The sequence below is a fragment of the Leptospira broomii serovar Hurstbridge str. 5399 genome (assembly GCF_000243715.2).
In the GTDB taxonomy this organism is placed as follows: Bacteria; Spirochaetota; Leptospiria; order Leptospirales; family Leptospiraceae; genus Leptospira_B; species Leptospira_B broomii.
Genome location: NZ_AHMO02000011.1, coordinates 405,129 through 430,262 on the forward strand (window position 1 = coordinate 405,129; position 25,134 = coordinate 430,262).

The window sequence follows — 25,134 nt, forward strand, 5'->3', positions numbered from 1 at the left end:
TCCGGCCAGGCCTGCATCAATTTAATTTATAGAATATGAGAACTGCCAAACCCAGAATAATCCGGTAAATCCCGAAGGCATCGAAGGAATGGGATTGTAAATATTTTAGAAACCAGCGAATAACCAATATGCAAAGTAGAAAAGAAGCTAAAAATCCGAAAGCAAGAATGGGCAACGTATCTCCGTTCAGAATATGGCGATATTTGTACAACTTATACGCACCGGCGCTTAATAGAACCGGGACAGCTAAGAAAAACGAAAATTCGGCGGAATGTCGGGCATCCTTCTTTAAAAACCTAGCGGTTACTATCGTTGCCGCCGAACGAGAAACTCCTGGTATCAAAGCAGCGCATTGAAAAATACCGATCAAAATGGCGTCTTTGAGGCGAACCGGCTCTGGGTTATGAATTTGAGAACTTTTACGGAACCAAATCTCGGAAAGCAGAATCAAGATGCCTCCAGAAATCCAGGCAGATCCGAGAATAAGCAGAAGATCCGATCTCGCTTTAATAACGTCCAATTTCCCCTTGAAAAGAAATCCGGCGACTAAGATCGGAATACAGCCTACAAGAATCTGACTTACAAAGAGAATTCCTTCCGGATTTTTCTCCTTACCGAGTAGATAGTTAACGCTTAGTTGTCCGTGCCGTAGAAAGCGATCGTGGTACAGAACGATTACGGATAAAATAGCTCCGCTCTGAATAAAGATATCAAACAGGTCGTCAAATTCTCCACCTTCCGAAAACGGAAAGAAGGAGGAGAAAAGGAATAGGTGTCCGGTAGAGGACACCGGTAAGAACTCCGTAACGGCTTCGATTATGCTACGGATTAATGCGTTGAGGAAAGATTCCAAATTTTACCGCGTGTCTAAAACACCCAGGAAAATTACTTAGCTTCGGAGGGCTCTTTATTCTCCGTTTTAGCAGCTTCCGGGAATACGATATTTTTGCTTAAGTAGTTTTCCAAATCAAACTTTTCGTTATGTTTGATCGTAACTCCTTCTTTCACTCTTTCTAAAACTTTAGGATATACTTCCATAGAACGGCGACTCTTAATTTGCGCTCTAGCTAAAAGTAGACAGCGATCAATCGGAAGGCTGTTCACTTCGGCGTTACGCTTACGTAACTCTGCGCATTCGGTCTGAGCTTCCTCTTCGGATATTTTTATCTTAGATTCGACCTGTTCCGCGATGTATAAGTTTGAGATCAATTGCATCTCTTGGAACTTTAGAATTTCCTTAATATCAGCACGCTTAGTAAAACCGCTCTTATCGGCGACCAGTTTGATCATAAGCATCTGGCGATAGCGTTCAAAAAATGTTTTCTTCTGGAACTCGTCGCGCAAAGGACGCATTTGTTCCGGAACTTCGGCCGCATCTTTTGTAATAAAGTCGATAATATTCTTTTTTTCTATGTTCTGCGTACGACTCAGAGTATCAATAGCAGTTTCGTAAGCGCTTTCAAAGCCGCCGACAGTGATCTTGGTCCCGTCTATGGACTCGATCACTTGGGTTCCGTCCCCGCAACCGGGAATCATGGTTAAAATAAAGAGTAAGTTAATGGAAGATAGTGTCCGTTTCATCGATGGAATTTCCTAAGCAAAAATTAGTGATCAGCATCTCCCCGTCTATTACTTTTTACCTGGCTGCATCTCCGTAAGGAGATAGACTAGATTAGATAGCTTCTCCTTTTGATTAGCCTTACCTGGACGAAAAAGTAAAACATTCGGCTCTCTAGGATTCATCGTTAAACCCATCTTCGCAGAAATTAAAGTTACGATCTTCTCATAACTACCGCGGAAATGCGCCCCGGATTTCATACGAATTTCTTCACCCACTTCGGCGACCGTTTCGAAACCGATGGCGGATGCGAGAGTCCGAATCTTCTCTAAGAGAAGGAAAGTCTTGGCTTCTTCGGGAGGCTCCCCGAAACGATCCACCATTTCGCTCGTAATTTCTTCGATCTCATCCAGATCCCGTGCGCCTTCGAATCTCTTATAAAATTCGATTTTCTGCCGAGTATCCGGAATATATGTTTCAGGAATGTAAAAATCGGTTTCTAAATTGATAGCGGTTCGAACTTCGATTGGAATTTCTTCTCCTTTAATCCTAGCGATCGCCTCTTCCAACATACGAACATATAAATCGAATCCGACTTCCATAATGTCGCCAGATTGTTCTTTACCTAGAAGATTTCCGGCGCCCCGAATTTCCAAATCCCTCATCGCAACTTTGAAGCCCGAGCCGAGTTCCTGATATTCGTAAATCGTATTTAGCCTCTTTTCGGCATCTTCGGTTACTACGCGATCTCTCGGGAGTAACAGGTAGGCGTAGGCTTTCCGATCGCTTCGTCCGACTCTCCCGCGAATTTGGTATAGTTGAGAAAGACCGAATAAATCCGCCCTCTTTACGATCAGAGTATTTACGTTCGGAATATCTATACCGGATTCAATGATCGTAGTGGTAACCAGAATGTCATACTTCTTCGCGTAAAAATCCACCAAGGTTTCTTCGATTTCATCTTCGGTCATCTGACCGTGCAGAACCCCGATGGACGCTTCCGGAACGATGTCGTTTAAATGTTTCGTTTCCCGCTCGATCGACTCTACGCGATTGTACAGATAAAAAACCTGACCTCCCCTCGCTAATTCCTTACGAATCGCTTCGCGTAATAAATCCTCATCTTCTTCCAAAACGTACGTTTCCACGCTTTGTCGATTCTTGGGCGGGGTTGCGATGATGGAAAGTTCCCGAATTCCCGTCAAAGCCATATGCAAAGTTCTCGGGATCGGTGTCGCGGTCAAAGTAAGTACATCCACCAAGTTTTTCAATTTCTTAATGGATTCCTTATGATTCACTCCGAATCTTTGCTCTTCGTCGATAATCAAAAGTCCTAAATTTTTAGGGTGAACGGAATTCGCGAGAATCGCATGCGTTCCGACGATCATGTCGACCTTTCCCGTCGAAAATCTTTTTAATACGTCGCGAGTTTCGGCGGCTGTTCGCAATCTGGATATCAATTCGATCGTAATAGGGTAATTTTCGAATCTCTTCTTAATCGTATTATAATGTTGTAAAGCTAAAATAGTGGTGGGTGCGAGCATTAAAATCTGCTTCCCAGCCATCGCAACCTTAAAAGCCGCCCGAATCGCAACTTCCGTTTTCCCGTATCCTACGTCTCCGCAAATGAGGCGATCCATAGGCCGAGGAGATTCTAGATCCTTTTTGACCGCTTCGATCGCGTCGATTTGATCCGGCGTTTCCTCATATTCGAACTCGGCCTCGAACTCCTCTTGATATACAGTGTCCGGTGGAAAGGAATAACCCTGTAACTTGATCCGATTCGAATACATTCTTACCAAATCTTCGGCAAGACCTTCGACGGCTTTTTGAACTCGATCCTTGGTCTTCTTCCAGGTGCTTTTACCCAAGCTATCGAGTCTGGGCTTCTCGGTGCCGCCTACAAAACGTTGCACTAGAGAGATCTGGTCCAATGGCACGAAGAGAGTATCTCCTCCTTGGTATTCCAGCTTTAAGAAATCCCTTTCTTTTCCGCCTGCATTCACCCGTTCTATTTTTAAGAAACGACCCACACCGTGATTAACGTGAACTATGAAGTCTCCTTCTTTTAAATCTAGAAAACTTTGAATGGCTTTACTATTTTGTTTTTTAAATCTAGTCTTCCGCTTATATTCCCTTCCGAATACGTCGTTTTCGGATAAAAGCAGAATTTTCTCTTCGTCCCACACGAATCCGTTTCTAAGTTCCGAAACGACTAGAAGTAAATCGGCCTTGTCATTCTTTGCGAATAGGATTTCTTTCGGTTCGGTCGATTCTGAATTTAAAAGTTCGATTCCTTCAGATTCGAATAAGCCTTGGAGACGCTTCGTTTGTGCCTCGAACGAAGATGTAAGCACTACCTTCCAACCTCCTTCTTCTCGAAGTTGGACGATTTTCTCGCGGACTTCTCGAATCTTTCCTTTAAATGCGGGGGCCTCTTTTAAAGGACAAACCAGATCGTTAGGTTTGGATGGAGGAAGTTGAGAAAAGGAAATGCCGGAAGCTTTTTCTACTGATTCATATTCAGGTCCGGCGGAAAGCAGGGCGGAAGGAGGGACGCAGAGAACTTCGTTACTTCGCTTTTCAAACAAGGATTCGTATTCCCGTTTCAGTTGCGCTAAACGTTCCTTTGAATCGTTTGCAGTAGGAAAAATCAAAATCGGGGATTTGGAAAAGTAGGAAAGAAATCCCACGTTTTCCCGTACGAGCGGGACTAACTCTTCAAAATAGGTTCCGCCGGAATCGTCAGGAATTTCCGGTAGATGTAAGGAAGAATCGGCTTCGGATATTACTCTGCGATATGCGACCTTTTGCTCTTCCGATAAGATATATTCATCGGCAGGAGGGATATAAGCTTCCTCCAATGAAACTAGGGACCGCTGGGTCTCAGGATCGAAGGTACGAATGGATTCCAATTCGTCTCCGAAAAAGTCGATTCGAATCGGTTCCCTGAAAAAGGAAGAAAAAACGTCAAGGATCCCGCCCTTTAGACTGAATTCACCGAAAGCTTCGCAGACGTCTTTTCGACTATAGCCTAACTGCGATAAATCGCGCAAAAGAGAATTCAATTCCAGCTCCTGCCCGACTTCCAAACGAATCGTTCTGCCTTTAAGTGCGGAAGGCGCAGGAAGGGTCTTTAGAAATCCGGCAACGGAGGTGAAAATTAGAACTTTCTCTCCGGAGAGAATTTGCGCTAATGCCTTGATGCGTTCTCGTTTCATTTCCTGCGGATAACGCATATACTCGTAAGGAAGAACTTCCTGGCCGGGAAAATAGTAGGATCTCCCTTCCTTTACGAAGCTCAACGATTCTCTATGAAGAAACTCCGCTTCGGTATTCGTAGCTACGACAACGATCACCGAATCCTTGCTTAGATCCGCAATGATACTAGCTAAAAGAGAATGTAAGGAGGAAGGAACCGAGCTTATTTTTGAAAGACCCTTCCAAGATTTTTGAATCAGCTGTGAAAGCGGTTGCTTCCAGTCCGTTAGAGATGTTTCGACTTTAGGCATAAGGAATTTTACGAGACCTGAACCGTAATATTGTCGATTAAGCGGACCGGGCCGAGGAAGGCAGCAATCGCAAGCAGGACTTCCCCTTTCAGTAGAGGAATCTCTCCTAGAGTAGTCGCATCCAAAACTTCCAAATAATCCACTCGAATACTAGCGGAAGAATCTAAAACATCCTGCATCACCGTCTTAATCTCCACCGGATCTTTTTCACCTTTTAAAATCAGACTTTCTGCAAGTTTCAAGGCTCTAGAAATAAGGAGAGCCTCTTCTTTATCGGAATCCGATAGTCGTGCATTGCGCGAGCTAAGTGCGAGGCCCTTGGGACTCCGAATCGTATCGACTCCGACGATTTCCATAGGGAATCCAAGCATTTTGGCGAATTCCTTCACGATCCGATACTGCTGATAATCCTTTTTACCGAAGTAGGAACGGTCCGCTTCGACCGCATGAAAAAAACGGGAAAGTACGAGTAAGACGCCTTCAAAATGGCCCGGACGAGTCGCCGCATCCAAATTCTTCATCAAACCCGGCACTCGTAATTCGATATCCGGAACTCCTCCAGGATATACCGTATCCGCATCGGGTAAATATACCAAATCGACACCAGATTTTTTGCATAATTCCAAATCGCGATCGGTGCTTACCGGATATTTTGCAAAATCTTCCGGATCGTTAAATTGTGCCGGATTTACGAAGATGGAAACGATCGTTTTATCATTTTCGGAGACGGAACGTTCGAATAATGCAGCGTGTCCCTCGTGCAAAAACCCCATTGTAGGGGCAAAGCCAATGCTCAAACCTTCCGACTTCCAATCTCTAATCGTTTTCCTGACTTCATTCGGATTTTTTAATACGATCATGTTTAGCTCTTATTCCGGAAGTCTAACTTTAACCGAATTTCCGTGTTCTTCGTCCAATCCTTCGAATTCGGATAAAACTTTCACGTGCGGATAAAGTTCCTTTAACGACGACCGATTTATTTCCTGGTATGTGATTCTTTTCAGGAAAGTCATTACTCCCAAAGAGGAAAAGATTCGGCTGCCTCCGGCCGTCGGTAAAATATGATTCGTTCCACTGATATAATCCCCCATTGCCACCGGAGAATACGGTCCTAAAAACACCGAACCCGCATGACGAATCCCTTCGAATAATTCAGGATAATTTCTAGTCTGAATCTCCAAATGTTCGGGAGCATACTGGTTGGAAAAATCGACGCAGAATTTCAAATTCGGAAAGACTAGTATCCAACTTTCATTTTGAATCGATGCCGTTTTCATTTCTCTTCGTTTAGGTCTTTCTACTAAAGCTTTATCTATTTCTGCGGAAACTTTCTTAGCAAACTCCATCGAATCGGTGCAGAGGATCGCAGCGGAGTCTTCGCCATGTTCAGCTTGGGATAAAAGATCCGCAGCAACCCAATTCGGGTTGGCGGAGTCATCCGCAATCACAAGTACTTCGCTTGGTCCCGCCGGACTATCGATTCCGATTCTACCCTGCCCGCTAAGAATGATCTTAGCTGCGGTAACGAATTTATTGCCGGGCCCGATGACGAATTCCGAACGAGGAATACTTTTCGTTCCGTACGCAACCGCAGCGATTCCTTGCGCTCCACCGGCGGTGATGATCGCATCCGCTCCCGCAATCTTTGCAGCGGCATACAATCCGTCTGGAATACCCCCGACTTGAGGAGGGGTTACGATTTGAATATGGGGAACTCCCGCTATCCTAGCCGGCAAAACCCCCATCAAAATGGTGGAAGGATAAAGAGCTTTCCCGCCAGGCGCGTAAACGGATACGGATTCGATCGGAGTATAACGAATTCCTAATCTATTTCCGGAAACTATCGTATCCAAGGAAGTTGGGAGTTGCGCCCTATGAAAGGTCTCAATATTCTGTTTCGCCTTTTCTAGAGCCGCTTGTAAGTCGGAAGGAATTGAACCTTTCCATTCGCCGACAGGATGGTAGAAAGTATCTATGTCTAATTTATCGAATTTATGCGTTAGCTCGCGCAGCGCCCGGTCACCATTATCCCGAACCGCTTCCAAAATCGGGGTGACCAAGGGCATAGTTTCGCCCAGGTCTTGCTTCGCGCGCTCTAGGATAGACTTTAAGGAGAAGCTTCCGTCAACTTCTCGGATTCGGATGCCCATACCGACCAGTTTTTTTCTTTGCCTCGAGTTCGCATCCCGAAAATCCTGGGCTACCCGAGCAACGAACATGAAACTTATCTGCTTAAACTGTAACGGTATTCGCTCCGCCTGGACCAAAGGCTTAGGAGATTTATTGAGTTCGGAACGTCCGGACTTTGTTTGTTTTCAGGAAACGAAGGCACAATCCGACCAACTTTCCGCCGAAATATGGGAGAAACTCGGATACAAAGCCTATTTTCACTCCGCGGAAAAGAAGGGATATTCTGGTGTAAGCCTTTGGGCCAAAAAGGAACCTAAAAAGATTACCTATGGAATCGGAGTGGAAGAATTCGACAGAGAAGGTAGAAGCGTTTTAGCGGATTACGGCGATTTTGCGATCTGGACAGTCTACTTCCCGTCCGGAACGACAGGCGATACTAGGCAAGCCGCAAAAATGCGATTCCTGGATGAGTTCCTAAAACTTTCCAAAAAAATTAGGAAGAAGCACCCTAATCTAATTCTTTGCGGTGATGTGAACATAGCGCATACGGAGAAGGACATCCATGATCCGAAAGGAAACGCCAAAAATAGCGGGTTTCTTCCGGAAGAAAGAGCCTGGTTAACCGAATTCCTCAAAACCGGATGGATCGATAGTTTTCGGGAATTATACCCCGAAAAACAGGAGTATTCTTGGTGGACCTTCCGAGCAGGCGCTCGAGGCAATAATAAAGGATGGAGAATCGATTATTTTTTCGTTCCGGAAGAATTGAAGAAGAAGTTGAAGCGATTAGAAATTCGCAAGGACCCGATTCTTTCCGATCACGCTGCCCTGATTCTAGAAATCTCTCTCTAACTGTAAGCCGAACAAAAATAGGTCCTGCTACGGACTTATTTTTGTTTCGGTTTCAGATCGAATTTAGGAAGATTCTTTTTAAGAAATTCAGTCAATTCGGATTCGAAAATCAATACCGTATCGGTAATCCTTTCCGAGGACTTAGAGCGAACGACTCTTTTCTGTAATAGTTTTCCGGAGAATAAAATCGGTTCTTTCCAAAACGGAACCCGTAACTCTATCGTCGCCGTTTGACCATCCGGCTCCGGATGGAAACGATCAAGAGTAAGGCTAAGAGAAGTACCTTCTATACCTTCCCAAGTTGCCGGAAAATTTCCGGATTTGGAATGTACTTTCACCGGTACCCTAACCGTCTGGAAGAACCTGTCTTTGAATTCTTGTACTATCTTGTCAAATACGGGAATTTCCACGAGCATTACGTCCCTTACCTTTTACTAACAAATAAGACTTGGTGCGGCGCAAACAAATTTCACTTTCTTTGGAAAAAAACCTGGTTTTCCTGCAATTTTAACCGGAAAATTGCATATTTTTTTCCGTTAAAGCCGTTTCCGGGAGTCGAAATCAAACCCCAACCCTAGGGCTTCTTACCTACTTGAACTAAATCGTTGGTTCGGTGAATCCAAAAGGAATTCACAAGCGTAAACACCTGATCGGGAGCCTCCAAAGGCAGAAAATGGCCCGCCTTCTGAATTTTAAAAAATTGAAAGGGGGCGGAGAATGCCGAATCCAATCCGGAAAAAGAAGATGGATGAATGCAACGATCCTTGTTACCGGATAATAAGATACTCGGGACTTGAATTTTACGAAATAATAATCTTCTACTTCGATTCCAATCCTTAAGAGATTCAGGCGTAATAAGACCGCGATAATAGCCGAGTGCGGTCCTTAAACGAATCGGATCCTTCAACGTTTGCAGTACTTCTTGAAATCTATCCTCCGGAAAATTCCATCCGGGACTCCAATCCCTCCAAAACTTTCGTAATAATCCCCCGTTCGGTTTCAGAATCGCTCGCTCCGGAATTCCGAACCTTAGTTGAAAGAATAGAATATACCAACTTCTCAATAATTGAGCCGGATGCATGAGTAGATTTCGAAGAAAAATCGGTAACGGAGGAACGGATAACGCTGCCAAAACGGAGATCGAATTAGGGGAAAGATTTGCTAAACCGTAAGCGGCGATCGATCCCCAATCGTGGCCGAGTAAAAGAGTTTGTTTCCACTGTCTCTCTTCGTGCAGTTTCAGTAAGATAGAACGTAAATCATCGGCTAATTCGAAAATAGAAACGGTTTTCTTATTTTCTTCCTTTACTGCAGGGGGAATAGATCCGTCACTATACCCCCTTAGATATGGAGCATAGCAGGTAAAACCTGTATTTGCGAACCTCTCCATAAGCGGAATCATGGATCCGGCGTCGTCAGGAAATCCGTGCACGAATAGACCCAGATTAGGGCCCGAACCGATTTGTATAAGAGTGAATTCCAATCCATTTGCCTGGAGCGTGCTTTGCTTCATATGAATTGGTTCTGATTTTTTTTAACACAACGGTTTGTCAAAGAAAAAGAAGAAAGCGAATTAAGAGGGGATTTGAGTAAAGGCTGTCGAAGTTCCTACACAATGCCAAAAAACGACGGAATTTCGGTACCCCAAAACAAAAAGCCCCCGAGAAAATTCATTCTCGAGGGCGTATCTTTCAGTTAGAACGATCGAAAGATTTTATTGGTTACTTTGTGCGTTAGACGCCATTGTTAAGAAATAACCGTTAGTGTCATACCAAGTTTGTCCGGTATACAAAGCGTTCGTAGCTTCTAAGTGATCCACGCCGGTCGTTAAGATTCCATAAGAAGGTCCGCCCATCCAAGTACCCCAGGATTGAGAAGAGGAAGGAACTACTCCGTCGTTCGCAATGCTCATTCCATAAAAAGGAGCACCGATCGCGCAGATAGGGAAAGTCAATCCCATCGCCGGATGCTGGATCAAGTCCGGAATCGTAATAATCGAACCGTAAGAAAAATATTTTACCCCGGGTGCATTCGGTGTAACGCTATTGAATGCGGCTAAACCGTCTGTAGTCAGCAATTTTAACCCAGCAATCGCGTTCTCATTCGATTCGCCGTAAACGACTCCTACAATCGCGTTCAAAATCGTAGCGACATATGGAAGCGCCCAATCGGGAATTACGTCTGCAACCACGTTTGCAACGGGGCTACCATAATGCGGAGTATTCAAGGTAGTCAAAGTGGCGACTCTACTTGACATTCCCAAATTTGAGACCATATATCGGGCATCTAGTCCACCCTGCGAATGGCCGATCACGTTAACTTTTCCTGAATAATTATTCGCAGCGAGTGCCGTGAGAATTGCAGTCTTCAAGAGAGCGGCACGATTTGCTGAAGAATCCATCGCGGTCACTGTAGGAGTTATGACCGTTGCCCCTTGGGATTGAAGGTAAGCTGCGTTACCGCCCCAATAATCGATAATTCCAGAATTTTGTCCCCATCCGAAAATACCATGAGCCAAAATAATCGGATAAGATCCACTTAGTGGTTGGTTAGACGAACCTCCTCCAGATGCCGACAACGCGCCTGAACCAAAACAGACCAATAACGCTAAAACCCAAATCCTCGCTGCACGAACCATTTTAAACCTCTTCAATTAACTATTCTCAAAAAGGTTTTCTCCCCTCGGACTCTTTATGTTTAGTGAGCCTTCGTTGGGACAGAAACCCTATCTCTCTTCAAGGTAACCCACCCGATTATAATCAGTATAAAATTTAGAACGTTCGGTATAAAAAAGGTTCTAAATTTTCAAGTCCGAGTTATATAATCCGGTCGAGTTAGCCAGGAAGGATATATATATAAAATGGATAATCTGTCAATATATTATCTGCCATAAGAATTCAAAATTGTCAGAATTTCGATTTTTATAAACCGATCGTTTGTTTTAAATTAAAGAATGCCAAGCAAAAGGACCGAATCATTTAAAAGCAGTAGTGTTTCCGTGACTTGCTTGAACTTGAGTCGGCCCGGAGGAAATCTAGAATGCTAGCAAGATTGCACCAATTCAAAAATGACGAATTTTACATCACCTCGAGAACTGGCTGAGAAAATCGCGAAGGCAACTATTGAATCTGCAATGCCCGGGCCGAAAGTGCGCGAAGCGATGCTAAAAATCGAGAAACCTGATTCCTGCATCGTCATCGCTGTCGGCAAGGCAGCTATACAAATGGCTGAAGGTGCTCGAGATATTTGGGGGGCTTCGATTAAAACCTCGATAGTTCTGACAAATTATCTCCCATCGGATCTTCCCCCATATCAGGAAGTTTTCCTAGGGAATCATCCGATTCCGAAATCGGAAAGTTTTCGGGCCAGTCGACTCATTTGGGAGAGGACTGCTTCCTTATCTAAAAAGGATACGGTCCTTTTTCTACTATCTGGTGGAGGTTCATCCTTATTCGAATTTCCTCGCGTTGGTTTAAGTGAAAATCTTTTAACCGATTGGTACAAGAGATTTCTTTCTTCCGGCGCATCCATCCGGGAAGTGAATTCCCTGCGCCCTCTTCTATCAGGCGTCAAAGCCGGTCGATTTCGCAAGCATTGCGAACCGTCCGCGATGATTCAATTGATCCTGTCCGACGTATTGGAGCCGGATCCGTTTTGGGTCTCGTCCGGACCCGCATTACCCTATCCGATTCAGCGGTCTGCGATAGAGAGAATACTCGATCGATACGGTTGGACCGAAGATTCTGAATTATTTTTAAAAGGAATCCCTCCTGATTTAAAAAAGGATCCAAGAGATCAAGTGATCGTGATCGGTAGCCTTGAGCTAGCGCTCCAGGCAGCAGAATCATTCGCGGTTAAAATGGGTTTGCACGTTGAGAGAATAAAAACCCCGATCATCGGCGAGGCAAAAGAAGCCGGTAAAACTTTAGCAGAGTTAGCAAAACGGAAGAAAACCGAAGGGCCTTTGATTTTGATAGGCGGAGGGGAAACGACCGTCACGCTAAAAGGTAACGGACGAGGCGGGAGAAATCAAGAGCTTGTATTATCCTTCGCAAGGGAAATCAGAGGCGAATCTAATTTGCTTTTGCTTTCCTTCGGAACGGACGGGATAGACGGGAATTCAAAAAATGCGGGAGGATTCGCGGATAGTTCAACTTGGAAGAATATTCTTTCCTCAGGAATCGATCCGGAATTTGCATTGGAAAACAACGATTCTGCAACGGCGTTAGAAGCCATCGGAAATACATTTATTACTCAGCCTACGGGAACCAACGTAAATGACGTTCAAATTCTCGTTATCACATGAATATCAATCGAATCGAAGAATTATTCCGAATAGTATGTTGATTGATTTCGACCGGACGCCTTAGATCTATACAGTGCCTGATCCGCTTTTTGGACGAGCTCTTCCCTCGTACCATTCGTTTTAGTGGACCTTTGGGTTGCCACTCCGATGCTAATTGAAACATTCGGAGACGCCACGGAACTTAGATGAGGAATATTCAATGCCATGACTTTGGTTCGAATATTCTCAGCAACAACGAGCGCGTTAGCCGAATCAGTTTCCGGAAGAATAACCGCAAATTCCTCCCCCCCGTATCTTGCCGGAAAATCTCCAGCGCGTCTGGCAGTTTCCTTTATTACGGCCGCAACCTTTCGAATACATTCGTCCCCTGCTTGGTGTCCGTAAGTATCGTTGAACTTTTTGAAAAAATCTATGTCGATTAATAATAATGAAATCGGTTTGCCCGAACGGCTTGCTCGTTTCCATTCCACATCCAAAATCTCGTCAAAGAAGCGACGATTCCAGATACCCGATAGACCGTCCGTTCTCGATACTCGTAGTAAGGTTTGGTATGCTTCAGAGAGTTTGTCCGTGATCTCTTCCAGATCTTTTTCTCTCTGGCGACGCTGGACCATTTCGTGCCTCAGACGTAATGCGGAGCGAACGCGGGCACGCAATTCGGTTGCGTCGAACGGCTTAGTCACATAATCGACTGCACCCGCTTCAAAGGCCGATTCTAAAGTCTGAGTATCATGGATGGCGGTGATAATAATAACGGGAAGATCCGCGAGCTCTTCCCGTCCAGCAAACTGCCGCAGCAAATCTAAACCGTTTTGTCCGCCCGGCAGCAGAATATCCAATAGTAATAAGGAAATTTTTTGTTTGTTTTTAGGATCGCCTTGAAGTCCTAACCATTCGAGTGCAGTTTCAGGTGTTTGAGTGGCGACTACATCCCCGTATCCGGCCTTTCTTAAAATTCGCTCAACCAGTAGGCAATTCTCGGGCGCATCGTCTAAAATCAAAATTCGATCCGTCCCTCCTGCCATAGAGTTCACGATATTCTTTTCATCGCTTGCCGGAGAATTCTGCATTAATGTATCTATTGGACGATCAATTCCTTTTTTCAACGCTAGTTTCAGTCGGAATTTCGATCAGGCTTCTGAAAAGTTCTGGCTATAACTTTTAACGGGTTCCAAATTATTCGCAAGGTAAAAAGTATGAAATCCAAACTGACAAGAACAGAATTTTTCAGTACCGCCGGAGCCACTCTCCTAACATTGGGTAGTCTCTCCGAGGTTTTTTCGAAAGAACACGATCATTCCCAAAAAAAAGGACAGGTAAAGAAGAAAATCGAAGGAAAATCGACTCAATTAACCTCGGCCATCTTGACGTCGGGAGAATGTGTCGTGCGCGGGGAACTCTGCATCGCTATGTGTATTGATGCACTGTCCTCGGGACAATCGGAAATGGCCGACTGCTTAAAAAGCGTCGAGGAAACTGTAGCTTTGTGTAATGCTTTCATAAAACTCGGAAGCTTAAATTCGACTTCTTCGAAAAAGGTTGCAGCGATTTGCCTGAATGTTTGCGAATCGTGTGCGAAACAATGCGATAAGCATGCCGATCATCACGAGGAATGTAAAGCGTGTGCAGAGGCTTGCAGAGCCTGCATAGTTGAATTTAAGAAATTAGCGGCATAAATACGCCGAAAACAAGATTCGTATCTTTTTCCCTTTGGAGACGATACGAATCTTTAAATCAAAATTAATCGACAGGGAATATTATAACAAAACCAGTTCCATTAGAATCGGTCGCTACGGACAAGGTTCCTTTTAATTGTTTGGATAAAATTCGGACAAGTTGCAGTCCCAACGTTTCTTTTTTTTCAATTTCATCCAAATTCGGAATTCCTACCCCATCATCTCCGATTTCCATTCGAATCGCCTTTCCTTCCTGGGCGGCCGAGATGAAGAACTTACCGAACGTTCGATTTTGGAACGCGTATTTTAACGAATTCGTCGCAATCTCGTTGAGGATCATACCGAGAGGAATAGCAGTATCCACTTCTAAGCTTAATTCGCCTACCTCAATCTGCCTTTCGATTTCAGCTCCCACTCCGTATACGTTCCAAAGATTGTCCAAAAGTTTGTCTATATACGATTTTAATTTTACGTCCGCAAGATTTTTAGAATTATAAAGTTCGTTATGTACCAACGACATCGAGTAGATTCTACTTTCAGTATCCTTTAATTCTCGGATTACCTCTTTGTTTTTAGCGTAATTCGTTTGCAGATTCAATAGACTAGCCATTATCTGAAGATTATTTTTGACTCTATGGTGTATTTCCTGAAGCAAGACCTCCTTATCTCGGAGCGACTCTCTCAGCGATTCCTCGGCCTGTTTCCATTTAGTAATATCGACTACGATCGCCAAAACTATTTCTCTTCCGCGCAATTTGAATTTGTAGGAAGTTACTTCGACTAAGATGAATTCTCCGCTTCGTCGCTTGTGCACGGTATTGACGGGGGGATTTTTCCCGCTTTTCAAAGCAACGTGCTCCGACATAGCTTTCTTTGCATCGGAAGCGAGCCTAACGTCGGAAATCGCTAATCTTCGAATTTCTTCCCAACTGTATCCGTAAAGCCTCTCCACCTCCTGATTAGCATCGATAACTTCCAGAGTTTCGTAGTCGTATACCCAAACGGCGAGAGGATTATTTTCAAAAAGTAACCGATATCTTTCTTCGCTTTCGCGAATAATGGAAGCTTGCTCGTTCAATTTAGAAAGTAAGTCGTTACGCTCTATTGCGTATAAAATGGATCGATTCAATAAGTGCGAGTCGAACTTACCTTTGATCAGGTAATCTTGCGCACCGGCCTTTAGAGCCTCGCTAGCGAGCCCCTCATCTTCCGAACCGGAACATATTACTATCGGGATTCTGGAAAACTCCAGACGTATCGCATCAAAACCGTCCAAGCCCAAACTATCCGGTAAGGAAAGATCTAGGACGATACATTCAATCTCTCCCGAACGAGAGCGAAGGATCTCGAGGCCTTCGGCGGCTGTATTTGCATAGGAGGTGCAGAGGGAATGACCTCCCGCTTCTTCTAAATAAAGACCGATCAATCTTGAATCGGCGGGATTATCTTCTATTACAAGTACTTGCTTGGCTTTGATCAGTGTTGAAATCATTTTTGCGCTCACCTTGACGGCAACCGAGTAGTTTGAAACCAGTAGACACGTAACGATCGCATAGCTTCTATAAAGCTCTCGAACTCCACAGGTTTCTGTATATAAGAGTTTGCATGTAAATTATAAGTTTGTAAAATATCCCGCTCAGAACCTGAAGTCGTCAGAACCACGACCGGAATCCTTCTCAGATCGGGATCTCCCTTTAGCTCCCTCAAAACGTCAAAACCGTTTTTTTTGGGAAGATTTAGGTCCAATAGAATCAGATCCGGTCTGGAATTTCCCAAATACAGACCTTCGCCTTTGACATAGTCCAAGGCTTCCTCACCGTCATTTACGACGATCAGATGCTTCGATTTAGGCACCTCGCCCAGGGCCTCCAAAGTCAATCGAACGTCTGCAGGGTTGTCTTCCACGAGTAAAATATCGAACGTTGCCTTAATTGTCGAATTCATCAGTTTCTCCGAATGGGAATCGCGAAGAAAAATTCGGATCCGACGCCGACGTTTGATTCGACCCAGATCTTTCCTCCGTGGTTTTCAACGATCTTTTTGCATATGGAAAGTCCGATTCCTGTGCCGGGAAATTCCGACTTAGAATGCAATTTTTGGAATATAATAAATATCTTCTCAAAGTATCGGGAATCCATACCGATTCCGTTATCTGCGATTCTAAATTCCCACTCGGCCTGAGTCTTGGAGGCTGAAATTACGATTTTAGGATTCCGCTCCTTACTGCGAAATTTTATGGAATTCGTTATTAAATTCTGGAATAATTGCCTTATCTGATCGGGTTCGCCTAGAATAACCGGCATCTCCCCTTCGATCTCGATGCGAACGTTCGCGTCGTTCAATATCGAAGCTAAGTCTTCCCGGAGATTTTCCAGTAGGGCCCTAATACTTATTTTTTCCCATCTGTCTTCTTTTACGCCCAACCGGGAATAACGAAGTAGCGACTCGATTAAACCCTGTTGCCGTTTAGCCGCTTCGATCGTAATTTGGATAAATTCTTTGGCTTCGGAAGGTAGTTCCGGAGAAAATTTTCTTTCTAAAAGTTGTAAGTAACTGGCGATGGTTCTTAACGGCTCTTGTAGATCGTGAGATGCAACGTAAGCGAATTGCTCCAATTCACGATTCGTCATCTCCAAATCGGATATCGCTTTTTTAAGAAATTCCCGGACGAACACTTTCTCCGCGATATCCCTATTCACCATGATCAAACCCGCGTTGTTTCCCCTTGGATCCGAAATTTTCTTGAAACTCATTTCGAGATGAATCCTCTTCCCCGATTTCAACGTATGGATTATCTCGGCATTTGCAAGTCCCTTAAGTTCGTATTCATCCATCGCTCGCCGACGGTTTCCTTCGGAAATCCAATCCTCCTGGAAAAGTTCCGTATAATGCTTTCCGATCAAACTAGGATCGGAAATTTCGTACATGCGCTCCGCCGGAAAATTATAATAAGTGATTCTAAACTCGGAATCCAATGCGATTACTGCGTCGCTAATTTGGGATAAAACTTGCAAATTAAATCTGTTCGCGGCTTCCGTTCGTACTCGTTGAGTTACATCCGAACCGGATACCAAAATACAATCCCGACCGGAAAACCGGAAATGTGTTAGAGCAATGTCTAAGTAAAAACGTTCCCCGTTTTTCTTCGTGTGGATAACTTCCGAAAAGAAATTAGGCCCAAGCGCCAAGTTTTGAATTTTATCTACGACCCAGGACCTGTCGTCGGCGGGATGAATGTCCAAGACGGTCTTTTCCAGAAATTCGGATTCGGAGTAGCCGCAAACCAGCTGAGCAGTCGCATTCGACTCCAGGATTCGAAAAGACCCCTGATCGAAAATATACATGACCTGAGGATTACTTTTAAATAAATTACGATAATTTAACTCATTTTCCTTTAATTTTTTATTTAAATATTCCCGCTCCGTGACGTCATAACCGATTCCTAAAATTTCGGTTATTCTGCCTAATCCGTCGAATCTCGGATATAACCAATTTTCAAAGACTTTATCTCTAACTCTAGATTGGTAAAAAGAATTGACTCCGCCGATCGCTTTTTGTATAGCCTGAGTCCTTTCGGTTTGATCCGGCTGTGAATCGAAAAAATTCTTGCCGATCACGTCCTGTAACGTTAAACCGAGTCGTTCGAATCCTTTTCCTTCCGCAAAAAGAATAATTCCATCCACATCGAAGGAAAAAACGATGATCGGGAGAACTTGAAGAGCCGTCCTAAAATCACCGACTTTCCTCTGAAAGGTCGCTTCCCTTGTTTTCGAATCGGTGATATCGACGCTTACGCCGATGAGTCCTTCGATTTCACCGTTAGTTCCGAAAATGGGAGAGAAACGGCTGGAGAACATTTTTCCCGCAAAACGGGTCTCGGCCTCGATCGTTCTTCCTTGAAAAACCGAACTGAAAATCGTCTCACGCGTTATCGATTGAAACTCGTCGTTCGAATCTCGTACCATGCCCGACCAATCTACCTCGAAAAAGGAAGTCCCAACCAAAGACTCAGGTTCGATTCCAATTCCGAATATTCCACAGCCCGCCACATATGTAAAAGTCCCATTTCTATCGGTAGAAAATAGAACGAGAGTTACGTTAGATAGAATATATTCTAATCGGTCTTTGTATACCAGTCCCTCGCTTAACACGAAGTCGGTGGTTGTGGATGGAATAGATTCGTTCGGGGTTACCATAATTAGGACTCTCTTTCAGTAAGCATCTGCTCACGAGAAAGAGGACCTAAAATATGGCGAAAATGAGGATTTTACAAGTCTTTTTCCACATCTTCTGGCTACTATTCGGCCAATTGGCCAAATAGTAGCTAATTATGTCTCAATTATTTCTAGGGTCTCGATGACCACAGGCTGAACCGGACGATCCCCAGGTCCAGTTTCCGTCTCGGAAATCCCGAGGACTATATCTTCCCCTTCTGTCACATGACCGAAGACTGCATGCCGATTATCTAAATAGAGATTGTCTCTAACGTTGATGAAAAACTGGGAACCTCCGGTATTTGGGCCGGCATTTGCCATGGAGATAGTAAATTTCTTGTTTTTTAAATCAGGATGGAACTCGTCCTTTATTTTATACCCCGGTCCACCGGTCCCTGTTCCACTCGGACACCCGCCCTGAATCATGAAATTTGGAATTATCCTATGAAAAATGAGTCCATTATAGAACCCCTTCTTGGCTAATTCGATAAAGTTTCCGGTAGTCACGGGAGCTTTCTCAATATCCAATAAAACAGAAAAAGTTCCTCGATTAGTAACGAATTTTGCGAAAGGCATTTGCTTCCTCCTAAGGGTCCAGAATTTCTCCTATCCCGGTGTTAGCAACCGTTTCCGGCTTTTGCTGGACTGGAACAAATTCCATTTCCCGTCAATTTGGCTAATCCCAATTCCGATAATTTAACAGAGGTACTTCAGAATATTCTTTCCGTTGCAAACAGGAAATTTTTTTCTTTATTTTAGGGGATAACCAGATCCGAAAGACTTTTCTTTCGATCGGACAAACGATGAACTCTTCGGCAAAATACATTCCCTTCGGGACAAACGGTTCAGTCGCTTTCTGGGAGCCTACCTCCTCCCATGCCCATCCTGATGGAAAACAGATTTCGGATTGGTCGGAACGCGGGATCAAAACCATCGTCTGCGTTTTCTCCGAAAGAGGCTCGTCCATAATTACCGATCTGGAAGAATCGCTTCACGGCGAAGATTGGAAACTCTATGCATTAGAAATTCCTTTAGGACCGGAAACTAACGAGTCCGTTTTCTTTTGCGCTTGGAAACTTCTTCAATCGATCGGAAAATCCAACATTCTATTTCTTGTCCCGGAAGAATTGAATGAAAGATGGGAGGTCCTACTCTCTAAAATGGTCCTTTCCTCCTTCCCGCATTTAGCTCCAGGAGAATTAGGAGCATGGTTCCCTTCTTTATCCGGTGATTCTGAACCGATATTATTAAACGACTTTAAAAGTTTCATTTCTAGAAGAAAACCTCCGAGAGAAATTCCGGAGGGAAACCGAGGTGAATTCTCCGTATTCTTGAGCGAATTACCTCTCTCTTTTCGAGAAATTAGTTTAGGCGGCTCTCACCCGGAAAACGGAACTAGTAACGACGTAAGAAACGGGAAAAACGGTAAGCCCGAAGAAAAACAGCAAATTAAAATTAAGGAATCTGAATCCGCTACGACTCCCGAATCCAACGGCAAATCGACTCCCGAAGCTTCCGAAGATTTTGCAAAGCCGGACGATCTCGATCTTCCCGTAGCATCGATAGAATCTATCACCGAATCGAACGAAAGCGCGGCTGATTCTAAATTAGAGGTCCCTCCTCCCAAAGAAACCAAAAAAGAAATCCAGGCTCCCGTAATCGCGACAATGTCGCCTGCGGATCAAACTAAGGCAAAATTTCCGCTTCAATTAAAATTAATGGGAGTCATCTCCCTATTAATGACCGTCACCGTTTCTACAGTCATCCTTTACGCTTCCAGCGAATTCAAAAAAAATTACGAAGTTCGGGTTTTAGAAACGAACTTCTCCTTGGTAAACATACTAGGTATTAAAGTTAAGTCCGATTTGAAGGATATCCGGGACAAAGGAAAATCTCTTACGGATAAATTAATCGATCCAAAAGGGCCGGGAGCCTACGCGGATCTATTTTTTCGAAATGAGCCGGACTTTCTATTAGTCGGAATTTATAAAGTCCAAGGACAATCCTTAAAAAAGGATGTGGTACTTCATAACGATTCGTATCTGGAAGGAATTTCTTCGAATCGTGAAGAGTTGGACTCGGCGATCAAAGGTAAAGAATCGACTTTTTTAAAAACTCTCAATTCGGACGGTCGAATCGATAATCTGACTCCGGATTTCAAAGAACCGGCCTTTGCCATCTCGGTAGCCGACGCTTCCAAAAGCAGAATTTTGATTTATGTTCTTAGATCGGAAAGACTTCTAAGTGCATTCCAAAAACAGGATATTAACGTTCCGTTTTTAATCAACGGAGACGGAGATCTAATCGCTCATTACGATCCGCAACTTCTCGCCTCTCAAACGAATTGGGCCGATTTACCCATCTTCGAAACCATGCTCTCTGCCGTCCGCGAAGATAGTCAGCAAACTCGCTATCAAGATTCTTCCGGGACTAGATACTACGGGTCGTTTCAAAAAGTGGGTTTCGGCGGAGCCGGAGTTATCGTCACTGTACCTGAAGAGAAAGTCTTCGAGATGGTTTACAGAATTCAGACAAAAAATCTTCTAATCATGGCGATCGCATTGTGTATGGCCTTGATAATCGTATTTTTCCTCGCGAGAAATATTACAATTCCCTTATTAGCTCTCCTAAACGCAACCGTCGAAATAGCGAAGGGAAATTTCCGGATCGGAATTAAATCCACGACGAAGGACGAAGTTGGCCTTTTGACCGATTACTTCGTAACCATGGGTAAGGGTCTCGAGGAGAGGGAAAAAGTGAAGGACGCCCTAGGTCGATTCGTTAACAAAGAGATCGCCGAAATGGTACTAAATCAAGAGTTGACCTTGGGCGGGGAAAGAAAGATGTGCGCGATCTTTTTTTCCGACATTCGATCCTTCACTGCAATCTCCGAAAAATTACAACCCGAAGAAGTCGTCGAATTCCTAAACGAATATATGACCGAAATGGTTCACTGTGTAAATCAGACTCACGGGATTGTGGATAAATTTATCGGCGATGCAATCATGGCGACTTGGGGTGCCTTGAAGTCTTCGGGGAATCAGGACGCCGAAAACGCCGTAAACGGCGCATTACTAATGCGTAAAGCTCTCCAGAAATTCAACGAAGGACGAGGCGGTGATAAAAGGCCGGTGATTCGGATCGGCTGTGGATTGAATTATGGACCGGTGATTGCCGGACAAATCGGTTCGGAAGAGCGACTCGAATACACCGTCATCGGTGATGCAGTAAACTTAGCCTCCAGAGTCGAAGCTTTAAATAAACCCTTCGGAACGGACGTGCTTATCACGCAGGATTTATACGATCACGTTCGGGACATCTTTGCGGTCGAAAAAATGCAATCTATCAAAGTGAAAGGGAAAGCGGAGCCTCAAGTAATCTATGCCGTATTAGGAAGAAAGGACGACCCTACAATCCCGGCCTCCGTCGCAGATCTACGAAAACTCATCGGGATCGAATTCGATGCTAAGAAAGCTAAGCATGATGGGGAGCCCGAAGAGGAAGTAAAATATGAGATTCTTGACTGACGCAAAATTCGTAGTCACTGGTCTCATACTGTTGATTATCTTTTTCTCGTCCTTACTTTATATGTATGCGAATGCGGGACCGAAGACGGGAAATAATAAGATCGTAGGCGAACTCAAATCCAAACAACTTAAGATTTTAAGAAAGTTGGATTCTGAAGTTGTTTGGGAAGAACTAGATCCGAGCGATCCGATTCGCTTTAGAGACACGATCCGTACTGAGGAGGGTTCGGTAGCCGTGCTTCTGTTTAAGGACGGAAATAACTCTACGGAAATTCAGATGGGTGAGCGAAGTATGATTCTTATCGAAGATACCGATAAGATTAGTTTCGTATCCGGTTCCCTATCCGCGACCAACAGCGGAGACGCAAGCAAGTTGCAGATTAGTTCCGGAGATACAAAGATATCTTTGGCTAACTCCAATGTAAAACTTTCTAAAGACGAAGGAAAGGCTTTAAATTTGGAAGTGAAGGAGGGACAGGCCAAAGTCGTCTCATCATCGGGAGAAAGCGTCCTAAACGGGAATCAAGCGGCTGAACTTAAAGGAAATACGTTAGAAGTTCGCACGTTAAAATTAGAGCAAATCGCTCCGGCAGACGGTGCAACAGTACCGGTAAAGGGAGAAACTTCAACGTTGCGTTTTGCCTGGAAACCCGAAGCGGGGGTAAAAAACTATTATTTAGAAATCGCGAAAGATCCATCCTTTCGTATCGGACTCAAACGAATTCCCTCGACCGGCTCGGAAGTTTCGGTTAACGTTTCTGTCGGAAATTACTTTTGGAAAGTTGTCGGTAAAAATCCGAAAACGGGTAAGGACGAATCCAGCTTGGCTAGAAATTTAAGGGTTCTTTCTTGGAACAGTCCTAGATTGCTCTCCCCCGCTGCAAAAGAGACATTTACTTTCACAACCGGTCTTCCCGTGATTCGTTTTCAATGGTCGGTCATGGATCCTACCGCCAAATACACTTTGGAGATCGCGGAAGATTCAGGCTTTAAACAAATTGCATTGAGATCCGAATCCAAATCTGGCTTCGCCAAATGGGAATCTAAGTCCGAAGGTAATTTTTTCGCACGCGTAAGAATGTATTCCGACCGAGAAGGATTTTCAGAGGAAGTATCTGCGGCGATACCGTTTTCCGTCAGGAAATTAGCCGAAGCGGAACCTCCCCGTTTGCACCGCCCGCTGTCCGAAGAAGAAATCGGATTAAGGATTTTCAAAACCGGAAATTCCTTTTTCAGTTGGTCGGCTAATCGGGAATTTCAATCCTATACTTTAGAAATATCTAATGAATCTGAATTTAAAAATATCCTTTTATCTCGTACCGTATCGGCTAATTTTCTCAAGCCGGAATTCGATTGGAAAGAGGGTGTTTATTTCTGGAAAGTACGGGGCAATTTGAAAGACGGCGGAAAGAGAGATTCCTTGCCTCAAAAATTCGTTCTTAAACATATCGATTTCGTAAAGCTATCTTCTCCGAAAGACGGCACGGAATCCGGACATCCTTCCGATGGAAAAATAATTCTTCGTTGGGACAGACCGGATCCAAGCGGGCTCTATAGAGTCGAATTAGCGAGAGATGCATCCTTCGAAACGAAACTCTCTGATTCCAAGGTGAGGTCGGGCGCTCTTTCGGTTACTTTACCGTCACCGGGTTCCTTCTATTGGAGGGTCAGCTTAGTGACTCCAAGCGGAGAAACTCTCGTTTCCAGTTCGGTGGCGAATTTTCGAACCACCGATTCTGCCCCGTTTGTAACTCCGGTATATCCGAGAGACCGGGATAAAATCGACTTAGACGAAAAAGAAAGCCTTTCTTTCTACTGGGAAACGCAGGGAACTCCCGAAATTTACGTTTTAGAATTACTCGAATCCCAAGGAAAAAACTGGAAACCGATCTTAAAAAAGGAAATTCGGGGAGAAACTTTCGAATTTCGAGAGTTGTATAAACTAAGGGAAGGAAAATATCAGTGGAGATTAAGCGCTAAATACAAGGACGACGCGGGAAAAATTAGGACTACAATTCCTTTATCAAGGGAATTCAACGTTCTTCTATCCGCAACGTTAAAGGCGCCTGAAGTTCTGACTCCGAAGGAAATTTATGTCGAATAGTCGTTTTACATCCCATCAAGTAATGCGCCTATTCATTATAGCGAGCTGCATACTTTTTTCTTTTTCCCTCTTTGCAAAAGACAAGGATGACGGAGTCAAATTGGAATGGAAAGCAATTCCGGATTCCGGCGGATACCTGGTCGAGATCAAGGATTCGAACGGAAGAATCATACGCGAAAAAACGTCTGCCACGCAAATCATCGTGGATTTAAAACCCGGAACCTACGAACACCGTATCGGAGTTTTGAACCGATATGGTCGAGTTTCTATTTTTTCATCTTGGATTCCGTTTGATGTTATTCTTTCTCGACCTCCCGTCCTAACCTCCTATACGAAAAATTCGTATTTGAGTCAAGATCTTCCGGAAACTTTCGAACTGAAAGGTAAGTATCTAACTGATGTTACGAAAGTTTCCCTAAGAGACTCTAACGGAGAGGAAGTTCAGATCATCAAGTCCATCGAATATAAGGAACCTGATACGATCCTAGTTTACTTCGATAAGAAGAAAGTCCCGGAAGGGATCCTTTCTTTGCGATTGGAAAACCCTCGGAACAAAATTACCGAAACGGAAGCCTTTTTACTCGTCGCCGATACTCCTGAGCGACTTGCAGCGTTACAGAAACGATCAACTCCGAAAGAACCGTTCCGTTTCGATTATGGTGCAATCGCAAGGTCGGCAGTACTTCCAGGGTGGGGGCAAATATATCAGGAAAAATCCAAAATCAGATCCTATGCGTTTCCGTTTTTGATCGCAGCCGCCGGGGCCTACACTTACTATAAAGGGGAGTCGTATCTTCATTCGGTGAAAGATTATGATGCCGCACGTAGAACGAACGCATTGTTAGGTTATAGCGTTGCTCAAACTGGGAATGTCGCCGTTTATCCTTTAGCAGTGGTTAATTATTTGCAAATTCCCGGCAAATACAGCATCGCCTCTTCTGCTTATCATCAAGTCGAACTTTCTATAGGTATATTAGCATTTCTTTATGCTCTCAATCTCGCGGATGCGGCCTTTTTTCCGGGCTCGAGACAAGTAAAGATTGAAGGGACGGATAAAACGGCAAGTTGGTCTCCTGTTATAAGAAACGAAAGAGACGGAGGCGGTTCCTCGTTCGCCTCTTCCAACCAACAATATTTACGCCAGAGAGTCGAAGTCGGGGTTCAATTTTCATGGTAGAAAATTGCCTTGCTGATTTTCGATTTAAGAACCGACTATTTTATATCGTATCACGATCTTTCGTTTTCCGGTCCGCTT

General features: G+C 44.2%; 19 protein-coding genes. 6 read left to right on the forward strand and 13 right to left on the reverse strand.

What is annotated here, in order from left to right:
* Positions 1-16: 16 nt before the first annotated feature.
* The 5 genes from LEP1GSC050_RS19280 to hisD are packed head-to-tail and all read right to left on the reverse strand — an operon-like array spanning position 17 to position 7,220.
* Positions 17-853 carry an undecaprenyl-diphosphate phosphatase gene (locus LEP1GSC050_RS19280; protein WP_010569987.1) on the reverse strand — a complete coding sequence of 279 codons (837 nt, stop codon included), beginning with the start codon at positions 851-853 and terminating at the stop codon, positions 17-19.
* Between the two features lie 32 nt (positions 854-885).
* Entirely contained in the window at positions 886-1,581 is a 696-nt protein-coding gene (locus tag LEP1GSC050_RS19285; RefSeq protein ID WP_010569988.1) for a lipoprotein LipL31, read from the reverse strand.
* Positions 1,582-1,629: 48 nt separating this feature from the next.
* A complete protein-coding gene (gene mfd / locus LEP1GSC050_RS19290; RefSeq protein ID WP_010569989.1) occupies positions 1,630-5,070 on the reverse strand; it encodes a transcription-repair coupling factor in 3,441 nt (1,146 codons plus the stop codon).
* An 8-nt stretch (positions 5,071-5,078) separates the two neighbouring features.
* Positions 5,079-5,930, reverse strand: a complete 852-nt coding sequence (panC, locus tag LEP1GSC050_RS19295) for a pantoate--beta-alanine ligase (RefSeq protein WP_010569990.1) — start codon at positions 5,928-5,930, stop codon at positions 5,079-5,081.
* A gap of 9 nt (positions 5,931-5,939) precedes the next feature.
* Entirely contained in the window at positions 5,940-7,220 is a 1,281-nt protein-coding gene (hisD, locus tag LEP1GSC050_RS19300) for a histidinol dehydrogenase (protein ID WP_040912003.1), read from the reverse strand.
* A 67-nt stretch (positions 7,221-7,287) separates the two neighbouring features.
* Between hisD and LEP1GSC050_RS19305 the strand changes: the two genes are divergently transcribed.
* On the forward strand, positions 7,288-8,052 hold the full coding sequence (locus LEP1GSC050_RS19305; RefSeq protein ID WP_010569992.1) for an exodeoxyribonuclease III: 765 nt from the start codon (positions 7,288-7,290) through the stop codon (positions 8,050-8,052).
* A 35-nt stretch (positions 8,053-8,087) separates the two neighbouring features.
* Here the strand turns inward: LEP1GSC050_RS19305 and LEP1GSC050_RS19310 are convergent, their stop codons facing one another.
* The 3 genes from LEP1GSC050_RS19310 to LEP1GSC050_RS19320 all read right to left on the reverse strand — a co-directional run bounded on the left by LEP1GSC050_RS19310 (position 8,088) and on the right by LEP1GSC050_RS19320 (position 10,690).
* Complete coding sequence (locus tag LEP1GSC050_RS19310; RefSeq protein WP_010569993.1) at positions 8,088-8,468, reverse strand: hypothetical protein; 381 nt, start codon at positions 8,466-8,468, stop codon at positions 8,088-8,090.
* A 158-nt stretch (positions 8,469-8,626) separates the two neighbouring features.
* The gene (locus LEP1GSC050_RS19315; RefSeq protein ID WP_010569994.1) at positions 8,627-9,565 is read right to left on the reverse strand and encodes an alpha/beta fold hydrolase; all 939 of its coding nucleotides are present in this window, start codon (positions 9,563-9,565) and stop codon (positions 8,627-8,629) included.
* A 201-nt stretch (positions 9,566-9,766) separates the two neighbouring features.
* Positions 9,767-10,690 (reverse strand): esterase/lipase family protein, encoded by a 924-nt coding sequence (locus LEP1GSC050_RS19320; RefSeq protein ID WP_010569995.1) that lies wholly within the window; start codon positions 10,688-10,690, stop codon positions 9,767-9,769.
* 429 nt (positions 10,691-11,119) lie between these two features.
* On the opposite strand from LEP1GSC050_RS19320, the gene LEP1GSC050_RS19325 reads away from it, so the two are divergent.
* Positions 11,120-12,358, forward strand: coding sequence for a glycerate kinase type-2 family protein (locus tag LEP1GSC050_RS19325; protein WP_010569996.1), 1,239 nt, complete (start codon positions 11,120-11,122; stop codon positions 12,356-12,358).
* Positions 12,359-12,378: 20 nt separating this feature from the next.
* Here LEP1GSC050_RS19325 and LEP1GSC050_RS19330 read toward each other — a convergent pair whose 3' ends face one another.
* Complete coding sequence (locus LEP1GSC050_RS19330) at positions 12,379-13,383, reverse strand: diguanylate cyclase (protein WP_040912008.1); 1,005 nt, start codon at positions 13,381-13,383, stop codon at positions 12,379-12,381.
* A gap of 171 nt (positions 13,384-13,554) precedes the next feature.
* Between LEP1GSC050_RS19330 and LEP1GSC050_RS19335 the strand changes: the two genes are divergently transcribed.
* On the forward strand, positions 13,555-14,034 hold the full coding sequence (locus LEP1GSC050_RS19335) for a four-helix bundle copper-binding protein (protein ID WP_010569998.1): 480 nt from the start codon (positions 13,555-13,557) through the stop codon (positions 14,032-14,034).
* 64 nt (positions 14,035-14,098) lie between these two features.
* On the opposite strand, the gene LEP1GSC050_RS19340 is transcribed toward LEP1GSC050_RS19335, so the two are convergent.
* From LEP1GSC050_RS19340 to LEP1GSC050_RS19355, 4 genes are all read right to left on the reverse strand, one after another.
* Entirely contained in the window at positions 14,099-15,526 is a 1,428-nt protein-coding gene (locus LEP1GSC050_RS19340) for a sensor histidine kinase (protein ID WP_010569999.1), read from the reverse strand.
* An 8-nt stretch (positions 15,527-15,534) separates the two neighbouring features.
* Complete coding sequence (locus LEP1GSC050_RS19345) at positions 15,535-15,978, reverse strand: response regulator (RefSeq protein ID WP_010570000.1); 444 nt, start codon at positions 15,976-15,978, stop codon at positions 15,535-15,537.
* Positions 15,978-18,230, reverse strand: a complete 2,253-nt coding sequence (locus LEP1GSC050_RS20440; protein WP_010570001.1) for a PAS domain-containing sensor histidine kinase — start codon at positions 18,228-18,230, stop codon at positions 15,978-15,980. The genes LEP1GSC050_RS19345 and LEP1GSC050_RS20440 overlap by 1 nt, the downstream gene beginning before the upstream one ends.
* Positions 18,231-18,362: 132 nt before the next feature.
* The gene (locus LEP1GSC050_RS19355) at positions 18,363-18,824 is read right to left on the reverse strand and encodes a peptidylprolyl isomerase (protein WP_010570002.1); all 462 of its coding nucleotides are present in this window, start codon (positions 18,822-18,824) and stop codon (positions 18,363-18,365) included.
* Positions 18,825-19,051: 227 nt separating this feature from the next.
* On the opposite strand from LEP1GSC050_RS19355, the gene LEP1GSC050_RS19360 reads away from it, so the two are divergent.
* Genes LEP1GSC050_RS19360 through LEP1GSC050_RS19370 form a run of 3 tightly spaced genes read left to right on the forward strand, consistent with a single transcriptional unit; the run spans position 19,052 to position 25,056 of the window.
* Complete coding sequence (locus LEP1GSC050_RS19360) at positions 19,052-21,775, forward strand: adenylate/guanylate cyclase domain-containing protein (RefSeq protein ID WP_010570003.1); 2,724 nt, start codon at positions 19,052-19,054, stop codon at positions 21,773-21,775.
* Positions 21,759-23,879 carry a FecR domain-containing protein gene (locus LEP1GSC050_RS19365; RefSeq protein WP_010570004.1) on the forward strand — a complete coding sequence of 707 codons (2,121 nt, stop codon included), beginning with the start codon at positions 21,759-21,761 and terminating at the stop codon, positions 23,877-23,879. Before LEP1GSC050_RS19360 ends, LEP1GSC050_RS19365 begins: the two co-directional genes overlap by 17 nt.
* Positions 23,869-25,056 carry an LIC11435 family protein gene (locus LEP1GSC050_RS19370; RefSeq protein WP_010570005.1) on the forward strand — a complete coding sequence of 396 codons (1,188 nt, stop codon included), beginning with the start codon at positions 23,869-23,871 and terminating at the stop codon, positions 25,054-25,056. Before LEP1GSC050_RS19365 ends, LEP1GSC050_RS19370 begins: the two co-directional genes overlap by 11 nt.
* The last annotated feature ends 78 nt before the right edge of the window (positions 25,057-25,134 follow it).